Here is an 18255-nt window from a genome sequence, read left to right as displayed (position 1 = left end):
ATAGGCTGGCCGCGCTATGGATTCTCGTACCGGTCTGCCCGTTGTCGGCATGGTGGGCGGCGGCCAGCTGGCCCGGATGACCCACCAGGCCGCGATCGCCCTCGGCCAGTCACTGCGCGTGCTCGCGCTCGCCCCGGATGACGGCGCCGCGCTGGTCGCCGCCGACGTCCAGTACGGCGACCACACCGACCTGGCCGCGCTGCGCACCTTCGCCAAGGGCTGCGACGTGGTCACCTTCGACCACGAACACGTTCCGACCGAGCACATTAGGACGCTGGCGGCGGAGGGGGCGACCCTCTACCCGCCGGCCGACGCGCTGCTGCACGCGCAGGACAAGCAGGTCATGCGGGAGCGCCTCACCGAGCTGGGCGCGCCCAACCCGGCGTGGCGGCCCGTCGCCGAGCCCGCCGACCTGATCGCCTTCGGGGAGCAGGCCGGCTGGCCGGTGGTGCTCAAGGCGGCCCGGGGTGGCTACGACGGGCGGGGCGTCTGGCTGGTCGACGACGCGACGCAGGCCGACGAACTGGCGCGCACGCTGCTCGCCGGCGGCACCCGGCTGATCGTCGAGGAACGGGTGCCGCTGCGCCGCGAGCTGGCCGTGCAGGTGGCCCGCTCGCCGTTCGGCCAGGTGGCCGCGTACCCGGTGGTCGAGACCGTGCAGCGGGACGGCATCAACGTCGAGGTCCTGGCCCCGGCGCCCGGCCTGCCCGAGGAGCTGGCGATCGCCGCCCAGCAGCTCGCCATCGACCTGGCCACCGCGCTCGGCGTGGTCGGGCTGCTGGCCGTCGAGCTGTTCGAGGTACGCGACGCCGCCGGCCAACCGGCGATCCTGGTCAACGAGCTCGCGATGCGCCCGCACAACTCGGGGCACTGGACCATCGAGGGGTCCCGGACCTCCCAGTTCGAGCAGCACCTGCGGGCGGTTCTTGACTACCCGATGGGCGACACCGCGCTGGCCGCCCCGGTGGTGGTGATGGCCAACGTGCTCGGCGGCGAGCCGGGCGGCATGTCGATCGACGAGCGGCTGCACCACCTCTTCGCCGCCGATCCGGGGGCCAAGGTGCACCTCTACGGCAAGCAGGTGCGACCCGGCCGCAAGATCGGGCACGTCACGGTGCTCGGCGACGACCTGGACGACGTACGGGCGCGGGCCGTGCGCGCCGCCCACTGGCTGCGCGAGGGGCGCGAGTGGGCCCCGTTGTCATGAACGAAGGGCGGAGCACAGTGAGCACGGTCGGACTGATCATGGGCAGCGACTCCGACTGGCCGACCATGCGCGCCGCGGCCGAGGTGCTGGACGACTTTGGGGTGCCCTACGAGGTCCGGGTGATCTCGGCGCACCGTACGCCGGTCGCGATGATCGAGTACGGGCGCGACGCCGCCGATCGGGGCCTCAAGGTGATCATTGCCGGGGCCGGTGGCGCCGCGGCCCTGCCTGGCATGGTCGCCTCGGTGACCCCACTGCCGGTGATCGGCGTGCCGGTGCCGCTGAAGCACCTGGACGGCATGGACTCGCTGCTCTCCATCGTGCAGATGCCGGCCGGGATCCCGGTGGCCACCGTGTCGATCGGCAACGCCCGTAACGCGGGCCTGCTCGCGGTGCGCATCCTCGGCGCGGCCGACGAGCAGCTACGCGCCCGGATGGCGACCTACCAGCAGGACCTGGAACAGCTCGTGAGCGAGAAGGAAAAGGCGCTTCGCGCCTCCCTCGCCTGAGCCGTCCGGTCCAACGCACCGCCGCCGCCTCCTCGCCGCCTGGCATCCGGGTCCCTGTCCCGCACTGGTGCACGCCGGCACCCTCACCGCGCCCGGTCACCCAGCCGCAGGGACCCTCCGATTCATCGCATGCCTCGCAGAGCGGTCTGCAGGCGTTCCTGGGCGCGGCGGCGGCGCTCGTTGCTCGCGCCGAGCACCAGCAGCAGGATGCCGACCGGGATCAACGCCAGCCACGGGCCGAGGTTGAACAGCGCGTGCACCGCGGTGATCGCGGTGACCGACGCGCCGACGATCACCGGGGCCTGCTGGCGGCTGGACGAGCCGAAGATCAGCACCGCCACCGCGCCGAGCAGCAGCAGCACCTGACGCAGCGTGCTGGAGTCGGTGGCCAGCACGATCGCCAGGGTCGGCACGAACGCGGCCACCAGCGCCGGCCCGTACGCCACCCAACTGCTCAGATCCGGCCGGTGGCGTAGTTCCATCACCCCGACCAGCAGGGCCAGTGCGGCGAACGGCAGGGTGTACGCCTCGGGCAGCGCCACGTCGGCGACCCGCATCAGGATCCACCAGGAGGTGATCTCGCAGAGCACGACGGCCCAGAACAGGATCCGCCGTTCCACCGGCCGTCGGCCGGGGCGGGTCGCCGCCACTCCGAGCACCGCACCCCAGGCGGCGAGCAGGGCGGCGATGTGCCGTGGCGAGTCGAAGGCGAGCGCCAGCGCGATCAGCGCGGCGGCGTACCCGCTCCATTCCACCGTGGCGGCCTCACGTTGGGCCTCCGGGCGGCGCAGCCGGGGCAGCGTGGCGGCGAACACCTGCAGGGCCGCCCCGACGGCGAGCACCCCGAACGCGGACCAGACTGCGGCGAGCCCGGCGACCAGCCCGGCGGTGAGCACGAAGAGCTGCGCCATCAGCGAGGCGAACAGCCAGCCGAGGATGCGGGCCCGCTGGGTGGTGCCGAACACCGCCGCCACCGCACCCACGCCGACCGCGCCGCCGAGGGTGAACAGGGTCAGTTCCCGGGTGGCCAGGCTGCCGGCCAGCCCGGCTCCGCCGGCGGCCAGCCCGATGACGAACACCAGCACCCGGGCCAGCCGCAGCGAGCGGGCCGGCTCGACCAGCGCCGGCGGCGGGGTCAGCGCCAGCCCGAGCATCGAGATGGTGAAGACGGAGAGCGCGGCGAGGGCGCTGGCCGGCCAGCCCCGGCCCAGCGCGATCGGGGTGATCAGCAGGGTGACGGCCGCGCCGGGCAGCACCACCGGCACGGCGCGGGAGCGCCGGCCACCGCTGAACCCGGTGGCGGCCAGCGCCGCGGTCGCGGTGAGCAGCAGCGCGGTGAGCACGTGGGTCGGGTCGACCGCGCCCGGCGGTGGCGTGAGCAGCTCCGGTGGCGGCCCCTGCCAGATCCGGGACAGTGTGCGGTGCGGCTCCACCAGCGCCACCACCAGGGCGGGCGCGATCGAAGCGAGTGCCAGGGCGGTCGGCAGGGCGGCCGCGGCCAGCGCCCCGGCGGCCGGACTGACCCGCCACCGCCGTCGGTCCGGGTCGTCGGGCAACCGCCGCAGCGCACCGTCGAGCAGCACCGCCCAGCGTCGGACCGGCTGGGCCGACCCGGTCGGCGGCACGGTGGCCGCGCGGATCAGCTCGGCGAGCACGCCGAGCAGGGCGGCGGCGGCCGCGTAGACGCCGGACGCCAGGCCGGTCGGGATGGCGGCCAGCGCGCTGACCGTCGCCCCGCCCACCACGGCGGCGCTCGCCCAGGGCAGGTACTGCGGCACCAGCCTGCGGACGGCGGCCACGCCGGCCAGGCCGAGGCTGGACGCGGCGAGCGCCGCGGTCAGCACCACCTGCGCCGAGTGCTGGAACTCGGCCGCCAATGCCGCGACCGCGCCGGGCAGGGCCAACAGCGCGGCACCCGCGGCGGCGCCGCCGATCTGCACGAGGTGTGGCGGCATCCCCTCGGTCTCGATGTCGGTCACCTGGGGGCCGGCCAGAGAGCGGGCGAGTGCGGCCACCACCACGCCGATCAGCGCGATGCTGCCCAGCGCGAGGGCCGTGGTCCATGGACGGACCAGACCGGCGCCGGCCGCGTGCAGGGCGATCACCCCGGCCACGGTGGCCCGGGACAGTGCGGCGCGGGCGTCGATGGCGGCCGCCGCGGCCACTCCGAACACGGTGGCCACCATGGCGCCGACCAGGACGGGCGACCACCAGGGCCACTCGAACGCCGCCGGGGCGCCAATCGTGGCGAGCACCGCCGCCGCGCCGGACACGTCGTAGCGCCAGGGCGGGGGGAGCAGGATCGCGGCGGCGAGCGCCAGCAGTGCCAGCGCGACGGGCGCCTGCCAGGTCGCGCCCCCGGTCGGCGCTGCCGGCCAGCCGGTCAGGTCGCCGTCCCAGATCGGACCGGGGGTGGCCAGTACGCCCAGCCCGCCGCGCAGTGCCATCCAGCCGGCCAGCACACCGATCAGCGCGCCGCCGACGGTGATGCCGAGGACCGGCCCGCGCCGCCACTCCTCCGGCATGGCCCGGACGCCCACCGCGACCACCAGCACGAGGCCCGCGGCCACCGCCAACTGCCCGCCCGGGGCGAGCACGGCGGCGATCCGGACCAGCGTGGCGATCAGGGCCGCGGTCACCGCCGCGGCGGCCAGGTCCGAGCCGTCCAGCGAGAGGTCGGAGCGGCGCCCGGCGTCGATGGACGGTGCCAGGAAGAGCAGCACCGCGGCCACCAGCAGCAGTGCCCCGACCCAGGCGTCGGCGACGGTCGCCCCGGGCGCCCCGAAGGCGGCAGCGGTGACCACCAGCGCGCCCAGCCCGGTGCCGATCGACAGCGGTGCCGGGATGTGCCGCTGGGAGACCTGCACGATGGCGGCGTACCCGAGAGTGACGCAGACCGCGAGGAAGCTGGCCGCCAGCACCGGCACGGTCACCTCGCGCAGGCTGGCGGGGCTCGGTGTCGGATCGATCGGAACGGTCGCGGCGACGAACGCGCCCACCGCCCCGGGCAGGGCGAACGCCGCGCCACCGGCGGCCCAGGCGGACACGACGTCGGCGGCGGCCGGTGCCATCCGGACCCGGGGGGCCAGCGCGACCAGCACCCCGGCCGCGACCAGGGTGAGCAGGACCGCCGCGGTGAGGGCCGGCCGGGCCAGGCTCGCGCCCGCGCCGAACAGGCCCACCACGGCCGCGCCGGCGGAGTGCGCCAGCGCGGCCCGGCCGGTAGGCGCGGAGAGACCGACGACCCCGATGCCGATCGCGGTCAGCACCATCGGCCAGGGCGCCGACGCCCAGCCGAGACCGAACGACGCCGGTACGGCCAGCGCGGTCAACGCCGCCCCGGCGACCGCGAACTCGCGGCGGATCTCCGGCGGCAGGGACAGCACCGCCGCGACGGTCAGCAGGAAGGCGCTGGCGGCGAGTTGCCAGGCGGCCGGGCCGACCGCCGCGGCCAGCTCGGTCGGGTACCGGTCGAGGTCGGCCGCCCAGGCGGGCAGCGCGGCCCGGACCGGGGCCACACCGGCGCGCAGGGCACCCCCGGCGACCACCATCCCGCTGACGGTCAGCGCCACCGCCGAGGCGATCTGCGGCGCCCGCCGGGCGGTCTCGGGGACCGCGCGTGCCGCCAGCCCGGTCACCGTGATGACCGCCGCGATCAGCAGCAGTGCCCGGCCGGGCAGGGCCACCGAGGCGATCCGACCCAGCGCGCCGATGACGGCCAGCGTGAGGATGCCGGCGGCGACGTCGGGCAGCGGCGGGCGACGCAGCACCAGCGCGCCGGCCAGCCCGACCGTGGCGGCCAGCAGCAGCACCATTCCGGCCCCGGTCGCCGCCGGTACGGTGGTCGCCTGGAGCAGGGCGGTGACCGCGTACGCCAGCGCGACGGCGACCGCGACGCCGTGCAGCAGCCAGATCAGTTCGCTCAGCCAGGGCACCGGTCGGATGGCCGGGGCCTCGGTGGTCACCGGGCCGGGGTCGACGACCTCGGCGGCCTCCTCCGGTGCGGCCTCCGGGCGGCCCTCGGCGCCGCGCTGGCGAGGAGCGGCCGGCGGCGCCACCGGCTCGGGCAGGTCCCGCCGGACGGGTCGCTCCAGGGCCACCCCGGTGCGGGTCAGCCAGAGGTCGAGCAGGGCGACCACGGTCAGCACCAGAGCCCAGCCGCCCGGCCCGGTGATCCGGTCGTACGCGAGCAGCGGCAGCACCGGTTGGGCGGCGAGCACGGTGGCGAACCGGGGGGCGCGCAGGCCCGTCCAGCCGGTGTAAACCACCGCCACGGCTGCGGTGACCGCGAAGATCACCCCGGCGAAGACCGCGCCCGAGGCGCCGCCGGTGCTGATCCGGTCCACCGCCCAGAGCGCGTTGCCGGCCAGCGGAACCAGGAGCAGGCCGACCGCGGCGATGGTCTCGGCGGTCGAGGTGAGCCCGCGTCGGGCCAGCACCGGCGGGGCGAGCAGCATCAGCACGGTGGCGAGCAGCAGGATGCCCAGCCGGGCGAGGGCGTCCATCGAGCTGGTGGCCACCGCCGCGAAGACCACCGCGGCCACGCCGAGCAGCAGCGCGCCCAGCCCGAGCGGGATGTTCTGCACCTCGCGGGAGGAGGCCTCCGGCGGGTGCCCGGGGTCGTCCAGGTCCAGTGGCTGCACCCGGGGTGGGGGCGGTGGCGGGTCCTCCGGGGCGGCCGGCCCGGCGCCCTGGCGGGGTACCCGGGGCGGTGCGCCGGTGGTGGCGGTCGGTGGCCGGCGACCGGGTCGGCGGCGCAGGACCCGGCGCGGCCGGGTGGCCTGCTTGAGCTGTTCCTCACCGGCGTGCGCGAGGATGTCCCGCTGGAAGAGCGCGGCCTGCATCTTGGCGGCGATCTGCCGCTGCTCGCTGGCGATGGCGGCGTCGCGCCGCTTCATCTCCGCGATCGAGCGCTCGATCTCGGCCAGGTGCTCGATCCACTGGGGCTGTTCCGCCCCGCAGTGCGGGCAGCGGACGGCCGGCTTGATCTCCCGGCCGCACGAGGAGCACTGAAAGCTCGCCACGACACCCCTCCACCCGCACTGTGGACCTCCACTGTCGCAGCATGCCCAATGTGGGCACGGATTTCGACAGTTGTCGGCGGGTCCGGGGCAAACAACGACACCGGCCGGCCACGGAGGGGTGCTCCGTGACCGGCCGGCGTGGTCGGATCCGTCAGGGGCGGCCCATGCCGCGGTACTCCCAGCCGGCCTGCGTCCACAGTGCGGAGTCGAGGCAGTTGCGGCCGTCGACCACCTTGCGGCCGGCGGCCAGCTCGCCGAGGGCGACCGGGTCGGCGTTGCGGAAGTCGGCCCACTCGGTGAGTACGCAGACCAGGTCGGCCCCGGTCACCGCGTCGGCCATGCTGGCCTCGTAGGTCAGCTCGGGCACCGCCCGGCGGGCGTTCTCGGTGCCCTGTGGGTCGTACACGTGCACGTCGGCGCCGGCCTTCTGCAGCAGCGCGGCGACCGCGAGCGCCGGGGCGTCGCGGACGTCGTCGGTGTTGGGCTTGAAGGTCGCGCCGAGCACCGCGATCCGGGTGCCGGAGAAGTCCGGGCCGGCCGGGCCGGCGCGGCGGCCGAGCAGTTCGGCGGCCAGGTGCAGCACCCGGGTGCGGCGGCGCAGGTTGATCAGGTCGACCTCGTGCAGGAAGCGCAGCGCCTCGCCGGCGCCCAGCTCCTGTGCCCGGGCCTGGAAGGCGCGGATGTCCTTGGGCAGGCAGGCGCCGCCGAAGCCGAGACCGGCCTGGAGGAACCGGTTGCCGATCCGCGGGTCGTAGCCGATCGCCCGGGCCAGCTGGGTGACGTCGCCGCCGGAGGCCTCGCAGACCTCGGCCATCGCGTTGATGAAGGAGATCTTGGTGGCCAGGAACGCGTTCGCGGCGACCTTGACCAGCTCGGCGGTGGCGAAGTCGGTGACCACCAGGGGCACCTCGCGGTCCTCCGTGGCGGCCAGGTCGAAGACGCCCTTGTGGGCGGCGTAGAGCATGCTGTTGGCCCACTCGCTCTTCACACCGACCACGATCCGGTTGGGGCGCAGCACGTCGTCGACGGCGAAGCCCTCCTGGAGGAACTCCGGGCTCCACGCCACCTCGACGCCGAGGTCGGTCTGGGTGTGCTTGCCGACCAGCTGCTCCACCCACTCGGCGGTGCCCACCGGCACGGTGGACTTGCCCACGATCAGCGCCTTGCGGGTCAGGTGCTGGGCCAGGCTGGTCACCGAGGCCTCGACGTACGACAGGTCGGCGCCCATGCCGTCGGCGCGCTGCGGGGTGCCGACGCAGATGAAGTGCACGTCACCGAAGTTGGCGGTCTCGGCGATGTCGGTGCTGAACCGCAGCCGGCCGGCGGCGAGGTTGCGCTTGAGCAGTTCGTCCAGGCCAGGCTCGTGGATCGGCACCTCACCCGCGTTGAGCATCGCGATCTTGTCGGCGTCGACGTCGAACCCGAGCACCTCGTAACCCAGCTCCGCGTAGCAGATGGCGTACGTCGCGCCGAGGTAGCCGGTCCCCAGGAAGGTCACCCGCGGCCGGGGCGCGCCCGAGGGCGGCGTCACCGCGGCGATGGCGGGCGTCGACTGGATGGTGGGGTAGGGGATCGTCACGCCTGTCTTCTCCGCTCGCACTGGCGGCGCTTCGTCGCGTCGCATTCTGCTGCGGCGCCTGGCCGGGCACCGAAGGGTCCTACCTATGGTCGCCGGGGGCTTCGGCTCTCGCCGAGCCAAAGCCTACGCGGCGGTAACTTCCAACTGACCCGGTCGCTATCCTTCAGTCTGCGCGGTCAGGGTCAGGTGACGGTACCGACTGCGCATGATAGCCGTGAAGGGGAGGGCCGATGGCCGCAGAGGAGTCGTTCGACGTCTACCGGTTGCCCGAGGAACACGAGGCGATCCGGGACGCGGTCCGTGAGGTCTGTACGGCCAAGGTGGCTCCGAACGCCGCCGAGGCCGATGAGACCGGTGAGTTCCCGAAGGCGTCCTACGACGCGTTGCGAGCGGCCGACTTCCACGCTCCGCACATCCCGGTCGAGTACGGCGGAGCCGGCGCGGACGCCCTCGCGACCGCCATCGTGATCGAGGAGGTGGCCCGGGCCTGCGCGTCGTCCTCACTGATCCCGGCGGTGAACAAGCTCGGCACCATGCCGCTGATCCTGGCCGGCTCGGAGGACCTCAAGCGTCGCTACCTGACCCCGGTCGCGGCCGGCGACGCGATGTTCTCGTACTGCCTCTCCGAGCCGGAGGCCGGCAGCGACGCCGCGTCGATGACCACCCGGGCGGTCCGTGACGGAGATCACTGGGTGCTCAACGGGGTGAAGCGCTGGATCACCAACGCCGGCGTCTCCGAGTACTACACCGTCTTCGCGGTCACCGACCCGTCCGCCCGGTCCCGGGGCATCTCCGCCTTCGTCGTCGAGAAGTCCGACGCGGGGGTGAGCTTCGGCGCCCCGGAGAAGAAGCTCGGCATCAAGGGCTCGCCGACCCGCGAGGTCTACCTGGACAACGTGCGGATCCCGGCGGATCGGATGATCGGTGCCGAGGGCACCGGCTTCGCCACCGCGATGAAGACCCTGGACCACACCCGGGTGACCATCGCCGCGCAGGCCGTGGGCATCGCGCAGGGCGCGCTGGACTACGCCAAAGGGTACGCGGCCGAGCGGAAGCAGTTCGGCAAGGCGATCGCCGAGTTCCAGGGCATCCAGTTCATGCTCGCCGACATGGGCATGAAGCTGGAGGCGGCCCGGCAGCTCACCTACGCCGCGGCCGGGAAGTCGGAGCGGGGCGACGCCGACCTGACCTACTTCGGCGCGGCGGCCAAGTGCTTCGCCTCCGACGCGGCGATGGAGATCACCACCGACGCGGTGCAGCTGCTCGGCGGCTACGGCTACACCCGGGACTACCCGGTCGAGCGGATGATGCGCGACGCCAAGATCACGCAGATCTACGAGGGCACCAACCAGGTGCAGCGGATCGTCATGGCGCGGCAGCTCCTGAAGGGCTGACGGACGGCTGTCCGCACTGCTCAACCACCGGTGTGGCCGAGTCGGACGACTCGGCCACACCGCCAGGTGGCGCCACGATCAGCACCCGCACGAGGCGTCGGCCTCAGCGGAGGTCGGTGGTGTCGTCCTCCGAGCGCTGCTGGCCGCGCGGCGGCGCCGACCACGGCGACTCACCGCCGGTGCGGCGGGGCAGCGGCTCGGTCTGCGTCGACGTGTCCGGGTACCCGAGCGTCAGCGGGGCCGGCTCCCGGTCGACGGAGTCGGCCGGCGGCCAGTCGGAGAGGGTGAAGTCCCGCGTCGGCGTGTCGTCCGCGGCCGGGGCGAGCGCCGCGTCGGTCGGGCATGGCCACTGCCGCCAGCGCTGACCACTGAACGTCGCCACCAGCAGCAGCAGGCCGATCAGGAAGAGCGTGCCGTTCTCCACCGGCAGCCGCAGCGGCAGCGGGTCGCCGAGGACCTTCCACCCGTCCGGGATCAGGTCGCGCACCTCGAACGGCGCCACGAACATTCCGACGTACGGGATGGCCAGCAGCAGCCCGGCCACCAGTGGACCCAGCGGTGAGACGCGCAGCGTGCCGAGCAGGCCCAGCAGGACCCCGCCGACGCCGAGGTAGACGGCGGGTTCGATCAGGTTGGCCGTGTTGAAGGTGCCGATCTCCACCCAGCGGTCGACCGTCCGACCCGACCCGTCCTGCCCAAGCGTGACCAGCATCCAGGTGATCGGCGCCACCACCAGTCCGGCGAGGAAGCTCCAGAGATGTCGCATCCGCGCACCGTACCGTTTCCGACATGACCGAGCACCCCTCCACCACACCGGCCGGCAAGCCCACGTCGTACTCCCGGGTCACGCTGAGCCGGATCATGACCGCCGTCGACGTCAACCTCTACGGGACCGTGCACGGCGGCGTCCTGATGAAGTTCGTCGACGACGTGGCGGGGGCCGCCGCGGCCCGGCACAGCGGCGGAACCGCGGTCACCGCGGCGATCGACGAGATCGTCTTCTCCGAGGCGGTACGGGTCGGCGACCTGGTGCACGCGCACGCCCAGGTGAACTGGACCGGGCAGACGTCGATGGAGGTGGGCGTGCGGGTGGTGGCCGAGCGGTGGGACTCGGCCGAGGACGCGCCGGTCCGGGTGGCCACGGCGTACCTGGTCTTCGTCGGCGTCGACGTGGGCGGCGCGCCGCGCACGGTCCGTCCGGTGCTGCCGGAGACGGCGGAGGACGAGCGCCGCTACCGGGAGGCGGAGATCCGGCGCGCGCACCGGCTCGCCCGCCGCCGCGCCATCCAGGCACACCGCGCCGCCGACGTGTAAGGAGGGGCCCCCTGTTAACGGCAACTGTCAGGAGGGGGCCCTGTACAACTCCAGGCGTTAACAAGGGGCCCTTCCTTGCATCCCCACACAGGTTGGTGGTGGGGCATGTGGGGCGGGCACGCGTCGGCGGCGGCACCCGGTGCGCAGAATGGCGCTTCGAGGTAGGGCAAGATGGCGCCACGGCCCATTTCACAGTGTCGTGCCGGGCCAGGGGAGGGTGGAGCAGTGGGTGACATGCTGTGGGCGCCGCCGGCGGACGTACGCGAGCGGTCCCGGATCGGCGGCTACCTGCGCTGGCTGCGTGAGCACCGCGGGCTGGACTTCGCCGACTACGACGCGCTGTGGCAGTGGTCGGTCACCGACCTGGACGCCTTCTGGCGCTCGATCTGGGACCACTTCGAGGTGGTGGCGCACACCCCGCCGACCGCCACCCTGGCCGAGCGGGGGATGCCCGGGGCCCGCTGGTTCCCCGGCGCCACCCTCAACTACGCCGAGAACGTGCTGCGGATGCCCGGCCGGGCCGACGACGACCAGGTGGTGATCGCGCACGGTCAGACCCGGGCGCCGGTCACCCTCACCGCCGCGGAGCTGCGCGAGCAGGTCCGCCGGGTGTCCGCCGGGCTGCGTCGGCTCGGCGTCACCGCCGGGGACCGGGTGGCGGCGTACGCCCCGAACATCCCGGAGACGTACGTCCTGCTGCTGGCCACCGCCAGCCTCGGCGCGATCTTCTCGTCCTGCGCTCCGGAGTTCGGCACCCGCAGCGTGACCGACCGCTGGCGGCAGATCGAGCCGACGGTGCTGGTGGCCGTGGACGGCTACCGGTACGGCGACAAGCCGGTGGACCGGCGCGGCGAGGTGGCCGCTATCCGGGCCGCGCTGCCGTCGCTGCGGCACACCGTCGGCATCGGCTACCTGGACCCGGCCGGCGCCCCCTTCGAGGGCGCGCTGAGCTGGGAGGAGCTGGCCGCGCCCACCGACGAGCCGCTCACCTTCACCCCGGTCCCGTTCGACCACCCGCTCTACGTGCTCTACTCCTCGGGCACCACCGGGCTGCCGAAGCCGATCGTGCACGGGCACGGCGGCATCCTGCTGGAACACCTCAAGATGCTCGCCCTGCACCACGACCTGGGCCCGGCCGACCGGTTCTTCTGGTTCACCACCACCGGCTGGATGATGTGGAACTTCCTGGTCTCCGGCCCGGCGGTCGGCGCCACCATCGTGCTGTTTGACGGCAACCCCGGCCACCCCGACCTGGGCGGGCTGTGGCGGCTGGCGGCGGAGACCGGCACCACCTACTTCGGCACCTCGGCACCGTTCCTGCTGGCCTGCCGCAAGGCGGGCCTGGTGCCCCGGGAGATCGCCGACCTGTCCGCGCTGCGCGGCTTGGGCTCCACCGGTGCGCCGCTGCCCGCCGAGGGCTTCACCTGGGTGTACGAGACGGTCGGCGACCGTCTCCAGCTCCAGTCGCTCTCCGGCGGCACCGACGTGTGCACCGGCTTCGTCGGTGGGGTGCCGTTGCTACCGGTGTACGCCGGCGAGATCGCCTGTCGGGCGCTGGGCGCGAAGGTGGAGGCCCGCTCGGCCGACGGCACCCCGGTCATCGGCGAGCTGGGCGAGCTGGTGATCACCGAGCCGATGCCGAGCATGCCGGTCGGCTTCTGGAACGACCCGGACGGCACCCGCTACCGCGAGGCGTACTTCGACGTCTACCCGGGGGTCTGGCGGCACGGTGACTGGATCACCATCAACTCGCGGGGCGGCTGTGTGATCACCGGCCGCTCCGACGCCACCCTGAACCGGGGCGGGGTACGCCTGGGCACCGCCGAGTTCTACTCGGTGGTCGAGGGGCTGGACGAGGTGGTCGACTCGGTCGTGGTGCACCTGGAGGACGACGAGGGCGGTGCCGGAGAGCTGCTGCTCTTCGTGGTCCTCGCCGACGGCCTGGAGCTAAACGACGCGCTGCGCGGGAAGATCTGCCGGGAGCTGCGGACGGCGCTGTCGCCCCGGCACGTGCCCGACGAGATCCACCAGGTCCGGGCCGTGCCGCGCACCCTGTCGGCGAAGAAGCTGGAGGTCCCGGTCAAGAAGATCCTCACCGGCACCCCGGTCGACTCCGCCGCCGCCAAGGGCGCCCTGGTCAACCCCGAGTCCCTGACGGCGTTCGCCGCCTTCGCCCAACGCCGTACCACCCACGACACCCCGACCTCCGCCTGAGGGCCCGGGGTCAGGCCAGGGTGCGGGTGACCTTCTCCGCGGTGGCCCGGGCGTCGAGGCGGGTCCGGTCGAGGTTGGCGCAGAGGACGACGGTGGCGCCCCGGGTCAGGGTGGCCAGCAGCCAGTCCACCGGGTCGGGGTGACGGGTCGCGTCGACGAGCACCCGGGCGCCGGGGGTGATGCCCAGCTCGGTGGCGCGGGCCGTCGCGCGGGCCAGCAGCTCCACCTGGGCCGGGCCGCCGGTGGCGTACGGGGTGAAGTGGTCGCCGTGGCCACGCACCTCGACCACGTAGTCGGCGAAGCCGGGCGGCACCTGGCGCAGGGGCGCGGCGAGGGGGGCGAGCGCGAGGGCGTACCGCTCGCCGGCCGGCCACGACCGTGCCTCGTCGACCCGGTCGGCGGCGGCGAAGAGCACGTCCACGCCGGTCGGCGCGTCGGCGACGGTGAGCCCGACCGACCAGCAGCCCAGCAGCACCGCCGCGGTCTGCCAGTGCGGCGGCAGGAGCACCGCGGCGCTGTCGCCCTCGCCGAGGCCGCCCTCGTCGACGAGCAGGTTGGCGGTCTTGGCCACCCAGTTGGCCAGGGTGGCGCCGGACAGTTCGGTGCGGTCGCCGCTGGCGTCGTCGTACCAGGTGAGCAACGGTCGGGTCGGGTCGGCCGCGATCGCGTCGGCGAAAACCCCTGCAATGTTGTCGGACATCGGCGCGAACGATACGCCTCCGCGGGCCGTACTCGAAGACGATGACAAGTCGGCGTACCGTCGGGTCGCAGTCAGCGTCCACCCCGGGCTCCGGCGTAGGCTTGGCCCCCGGAGTGTTGTTCCCCACAGACCCGCCAGTGCAAGGAGTCGCCCCGTGACCGCCGGTCGCCCGCCCCGCGTGCTCATCGACGCCACGAGTGTCCCCGCCGACCGCGGCGGCGTCGGTAGATACGTCGATGGCCTGCTCGGCGCCCTCGGCAAGGTGTGCGGGTCGGGGGTGGAGCTGGCCGTGGTCAGCCTCCGCACCGACCTGGAGCGCTACACCCGGATGCTGCCCGGCGCGGAGATCATCCCCGCCCCGGCGGCCGTCGCGCACCGCCCGGCCCGGCTCGCCTGGGAGCAGACCGGGCTGCCGCTGCTGGCCCAGCAGGTCGGTGCCCACGTGCTGCACTCGCCCTTCTACACCTGCCCACTGCGGGCCGGCTGCCCGGTCACGGTCACTGTGCACGACGCGACCTTCTTCACCGAGCCGGAGCACTACGACAAGTCCCGCCGGACGTTCTTTCGCAGCGCGATCAAGACCTCGCTGCGCCGGGCGGACCGGGTGATCGTCCCCAGCAAGGCCACCCGGGACGAGCTGATCCGGCTGCTCGACGCCGATCCCACCCGGATCGACGTCGCCTACCACGGGGTCGACCACGCCGCCTTCCACGCGCCGAGCGAGGAGGAGAAGGCCCGGGTCCGTGCCCGCCTGGGCCTGGGCAACAGCAGCTACATCGCGTTCCTCGGGGCCAAGGAGCCGCGTAAGAACGTGCCGAACCTGATCCGCGGCTGGGCCCGGGCGGTGGCCGACCGGGTCGACCCGCCGGCCCTGGTGATCGCCGGCGGTCAGGGGCACGACGACGACATCGACCGTGCGGTGGCCGACGTCCCGTCGCACCTGCGGCTGCTGCGCCCGGGCTACCTGCGCTACGCCGACCTGCCCGGCTTCCTCGGCGGCGCGCTGGTCGCCGCGTACCCCTCCTACGGGGAGGGGTTCGGGCTGCCGATCCTCGAGGCGATGGCCTGCGCCGCCCCGGTGCTGACCACGCCCCGGCTCTCGCTGCCCGAGGTGGGCGGCGACGCGGTCGCCTACACCAGTGAGGACCCGGAGCAGATCGGCACCGACCTGGCCGCCCTGCTCGACGACGAGCAGCGCCGGTTGTCGCTGGCCAAGGCCGGTTTCGACCGGGCCAAGGAGTTCACCTGGGAGTCCAGCGCCGAGGTGCACATCGCCGCGTGGAGCCGGGCCCGGGCGTGAGCGGCGGTCCGCCCGGGCGTCCGGGTGCGCGTCCCTCGGGCATGATGTGCTGATGCTCTATGCCGTCATCCCGGCGGGTGGCAGCGGCACGAGGTTGTGGCCGCTCTCCCGCGCCGGTCACCCCAAGTTCCTCCACCCGCTGACCGGCTCCAACGCCTCGCTGCTCCAGGCGACGGTGGAGCGTCTGGCGCCACTGACCACACCGGAGCGCACCCTGGTGGTCACCGGCGCCGCGCACGTCGCGGCGGTGGCTCGGCAGCTGACCGGGCTGCCCGAGGAGAACATCCTGGTCGAGCCCTCACCGCGCGACTCCTGCGCGGCGATCGCGCTGGCCGCCGCGGTGATCGCGCTGCGCGACCCGGACGCGGTGATGGGCAGCTTCGCCGCCGACCACCTGATCGGTGACCCGGACAGCTGGGTGGCGACGGTCCGCGAGGCGGTCCGGGGCGCGGAGCAGGGGATGCTGATGACGGTCGGGATCACGCCGACCCGGCCGGAGACCGGCTACGGCTACCTCGAGACGGCCGACGCGGACGGGGACGTCCCGTGGCGGCAGGTGGCCGAGTTCAAGGAGAAGCCCGCCGCCGAGGTCGCCGAGGCGTACGTCCGTTCGGGCCGGCACCTGTGGAACGCGAGCATGTTCGTCTGGCGGGTGGATGTCTTCCTGGCCGAGCTGGCCCGGCAGCAGCCCGCCCTGCACGCCGGGGTCTGCGCGATCGCCGCCGCCTGGGGCACCCCGGAGCAGGACGAGGTGCTCGGCACGGTCTGGCCGACGCTGCCGAAGATCTCCGTCGACTACGCGGTGATGGAGGGTGCGGCCACCGTCGGGCGGGTGGCCACCGTGCCGGGCGACTTCGGCTGGAACGACGTCGGCGACTTCCACACCCTCGGCGAGGTGCTGCCGGCCGACCCGGCGGGCAACGTGGTGCTCGGTGCCGACGCCAAGCCGGGTGTGCTGCTGCGGGACAGCAGCAACCTCGTGGTCGTGCCGCAGTCCGGCCGGCTGGTGGCCGTCATCGGGGTACGGGACCTGATCGTGGTGGACACCCCCGACGCGGTGCTGGTCTGCCCGCGCGACCGGGCGCAGGACGTCAAGGCCCTGGTTGACGAGCTCAAGGAGCGGGGCGAAGAGGGCTACGTCTGAGGGCCGCGAGGGCCGGCGCGACCAGTTGCACCGTCCCGCCGGCCAGCGGTTCGGGCAGCCGGTCCGGCGGGAACCAGCCCAGTGCCTCCGACTCGTCGCTGACCCGTTCCACCGCGCCGGGCGGCGCGAGCACGGCGAACCGCACGTCGTGGTGCAGCGAACCGCCCTGGCAGCTCACCGGGTGGATGTCCACGTCGATCGGCACCGGGTCGATCCGCAGCCCGTCGATGCCGGACTCCTCGGTCGCCTCGCGCAACGCGGCGCCGGCGAGGGTCCGGTCGCCCGGCTCGCAGTGCCCGCCGAGCTGCACCCAGCGCCGGAACCTGCCGTGCAGGCAGAGCAGCACCCGCGAGCCGGTCGCGTCCAGCACCAGGGCGCTCGCGGTGACGTGACCCGCACGGTGCGCCCGGCTCATCGCGACCGGTCCGGCGGCCAGCAGCGCCAGCGTCCGCTCCCGGGCCTCGGCGGCGGCCGGGCCGGTCGGCGTCCAGCGGCCGAGCAGCGCGGTGGCGTCGGCGTGCAGGGCCGCGTACATCCGCGGGTCGGCGGCGGACGTCGGGTGGTCGGTGGATGCGTTGGTCACGGCGTCGGGCACCCCGCCACTCTACGAGCGGTCACTTCGTACCCTGGCGCGGTGACCTTGCGACTCGTCGAATTCGTGGTGGCCGGCAACGAGGCGAGCGACCTGCTGCCGGTCCGCTCCGCGGCGTTGCTGCGCGCGCACCGCGCCCGGCGCGGCTTCTGGACCGTGCTGGACGAGGGGCCGGTGGAACGCTGCCTGGCGCTGCTGCTGGAACTCTCCGACGGCGAGTGGACGGCCCGGCACGTCACCGCGGACGCCGGCGTGGAGAACGGTCGGACCGAGGACGGTGAGGCGCTCGCCCACCACGACGGCTGGGTGTACGTCTTCGGCTCGCACTTCGGCTCGAAGGCCGGCCCGCTGCGCCCGCGCCGGGCGTTCGTGGCCCGGTTCCGCGAGGACGACGCGGCGTCCGGTGCGCTGCCGGTGCAGGTGGTCCGCAACCGGTTCCGGCTGCACCGGGCGGTCAACGACGCCCTGGCCGGCGCCGCACTGACCCCGCTGCCACCGGGGGAGCGGGTGCGGGCGCGGTTCATCGTGGAGACGATGGCCCGGGGTACGGCCCGAGCGAAGAGCTGGGTCAGCCGGCTGGCCCCGGACGACCTGCCCCTGAACGTGGAGGCCGCGGTGTTCACCCCGGCCGGTACGGTGCTGCTCGGGCTGCGCTTCCCGGTGACCGTGGACGGTGAGCCGATCCTGGTCGAGGTGGGCGGCGTGCCGGAGATGTTCGCGGCGGAGCCGGCCTGGCCCCGGGCGCTGGGGGCGTACGTGGTGACCGGGGTGACGCCACCGGGCGCGCTGACCGGGTTCCGGGCGGTCACCCCCACCCCGGACGGCGGGTACGCGGCGGTGATCGGCTCGATCGACGCGTTGGGCAAGGGGTCCGTGCTGCTCGACGACCATCCGGGTGGCGGGGACGTCACCTCCCGGCACGTCCGGTTCCGGCTGCCGGCCGCCCCGCCGCCGGTCGCCTCGCCGGATCGGCTGGCCGGGGAACTGGTCGCGGACCTGGCGCCCTTCCACCAGGTGGAGGGTCTGGCCGAGCTGGACGGGCAGCGCTTCTACGTGACCGACGAGGAGCACCGGGTGGCGCTCTGGGTGGGCTGAGCCGCGTACACGGACGCTCGGACGGCACCTCCGCGGAGCAAGGGCCGCAGACCCTCGTGGTGCCGCCCGATCGCCGGTCCTCCCCCGACCCGGGTGCCCGGTGCCGAGCGCGTCAGGGACGCGCCGGTGCCGTGCTCGGGCAGTGGAAGCATGCCCAACCACCCCCGAGGACGTCGAGGTTTT

At 74.1% G+C, this 18255-nt stretch carries 13 protein-coding genes; 8 read left to right on the top strand and 5 right to left on the bottom strand.

Translation table 11 applies throughout. The features are described 5' to 3' along the window. Nucleotides 1-16: 16 nt before the first annotated feature. On the top strand, nt 17-1207 hold the full coding sequence (locus ACFOW4_RS21535) for a 5-(carboxyamino)imidazole ribonucleotide synthase (RefSeq protein ID WP_377530486.1): 1191 nt from the start codon (nt 17-19) through the stop codon (nt 1205-1207). A gap of 17 nt (nt 1208-1224) precedes the next feature. Next, nucleotides 1225-1716, top strand: a complete 492-nt coding sequence (purE, locus tag ACFOW4_RS21530; protein WP_377530483.1) for a 5-(carboxyamino)imidazole ribonucleotide mutase — start codon at nt 1225-1227, stop codon at nt 1714-1716. 122 nt (nt 1717-1838) lie between these two features. Here purE and ACFOW4_RS21525 read toward each other — a convergent pair whose 3' ends face one another. Next, nucleotides 1839-6740: an SCO7613 C-terminal domain-containing membrane protein gene (locus tag ACFOW4_RS21525; RefSeq protein ID WP_377530481.1), complete on the bottom strand. Its 4902-nt coding sequence runs from the start codon at nt 6738-6740 to the stop codon at nt 1839-1841. Between the two features lie 151 nt (nt 6741-6891). Continuing rightward, on the bottom strand, nt 6892-8319 hold the full coding sequence (locus tag ACFOW4_RS21520) for a UDP-glucose dehydrogenase family protein (protein ID WP_377530479.1): 1428 nt from the start codon (nt 8317-8319) through the stop codon (nt 6892-6894). Between the two features lie 230 nt (nt 8320-8549). Here ACFOW4_RS21520 and ACFOW4_RS21515 point away from each other — a divergent pair, with 230 nt between their 5' ends. Next, nucleotides 8550-9713: an acyl-CoA dehydrogenase family protein gene (locus ACFOW4_RS21515; protein ID WP_377530477.1), complete on the top strand. Its 1164-nt coding sequence runs from the start codon at nt 8550-8552 to the stop codon at nt 9711-9713. A 103-nt stretch (nt 9714-9816) separates the two neighbouring features. Here the strand turns inward: ACFOW4_RS21515 and ACFOW4_RS21510 are convergent, their stop codons facing one another. Beyond that, nucleotides 9817-10479 carry a hypothetical protein gene (locus ACFOW4_RS21510; RefSeq protein WP_377530474.1) on the bottom strand — a complete coding sequence of 221 codons (663 nt, stop codon included), beginning with the start codon at nt 10477-10479 and terminating at the stop codon, nt 9817-9819. 23 nt (nt 10480-10502) lie between these two features. On the opposite strand from ACFOW4_RS21510, the gene ACFOW4_RS21505 reads away from it, so the two are divergent. After that, nucleotides 10503-11027, top strand: coding sequence for an acyl-CoA thioesterase (locus ACFOW4_RS21505; protein WP_377530471.1), 525 nt, complete (start codon nt 10503-10505; stop codon nt 11025-11027). 225 nt (nt 11028-11252) lie between these two features. Next, nucleotides 11253-13241, top strand: coding sequence for an acetoacetate--CoA ligase (locus tag ACFOW4_RS21500; RefSeq protein ID WP_377530468.1), 1989 nt, complete (start codon nt 11253-11255; stop codon nt 13239-13241). 10 nt (nt 13242-13251) lie between these two features. Here the strand turns inward: ACFOW4_RS21500 and ACFOW4_RS21495 are convergent, their stop codons facing one another. Next, nucleotides 13252-13941 carry a TIGR03089 family protein gene (locus ACFOW4_RS21495; protein WP_377530465.1) on the bottom strand — a complete coding sequence of 230 codons (690 nt, stop codon included), beginning with the start codon at nt 13939-13941 and terminating at the stop codon, nt 13252-13254. A gap of 154 nt (nt 13942-14095) precedes the next feature. Between ACFOW4_RS21495 and ACFOW4_RS21490 the strand changes: the two genes are divergently transcribed. Next, entirely contained in the window at nt 14096-15241 is a 1146-nt protein-coding gene (locus tag ACFOW4_RS21490; RefSeq protein ID WP_377530463.1) for a glycosyltransferase family 4 protein, read from the top strand. A gap of 52 nt (nt 15242-15293) precedes the next feature. Further along, nucleotides 15294-16385, top strand: a complete 1092-nt coding sequence (locus tag ACFOW4_RS21485; RefSeq protein WP_377530460.1) for a mannose-1-phosphate guanylyltransferase — start codon at nt 15294-15296, stop codon at nt 16383-16385. Here ACFOW4_RS21485 and ACFOW4_RS21480 read toward each other — a convergent pair. Next, the gene (locus ACFOW4_RS21480) at nt 16354-16920 is read right to left on the bottom strand and encodes an NUDIX hydrolase (protein ID WP_377531670.1); all 567 of its coding nucleotides are present in this window, start codon (nt 16918-16920) and stop codon (nt 16354-16356) included. The genes ACFOW4_RS21485 and ACFOW4_RS21480 overlap by 32 nt on opposite strands. A gap of 99 nt (nt 16921-17019) precedes the next feature. On the opposite strand from ACFOW4_RS21480, the gene ACFOW4_RS21475 reads away from it, so the two are divergent. Continuing rightward, nucleotides 17020-18072: a hypothetical protein gene (locus tag ACFOW4_RS21475; RefSeq protein ID WP_377530457.1), complete on the top strand. Its 1053-nt coding sequence runs from the start codon at nt 17020-17022 to the stop codon at nt 18070-18072. The last annotated feature ends 183 nt before the right edge of the window (nt 18073-18255 follow it).

It is taken from the genome of Micromonospora sp. GCM10011542 (assembly GCF_042650685.1).
In the GTDB taxonomy this organism is placed as follows: domain Bacteria; phylum Actinomycetota; class Actinomycetes; order Mycobacteriales; family Micromonosporaceae; genus Micromonospora.
Note: the sequence above shows the minus strand (reverse complement) of the source record. Positions and strands in the feature narration are given on the sequence as shown.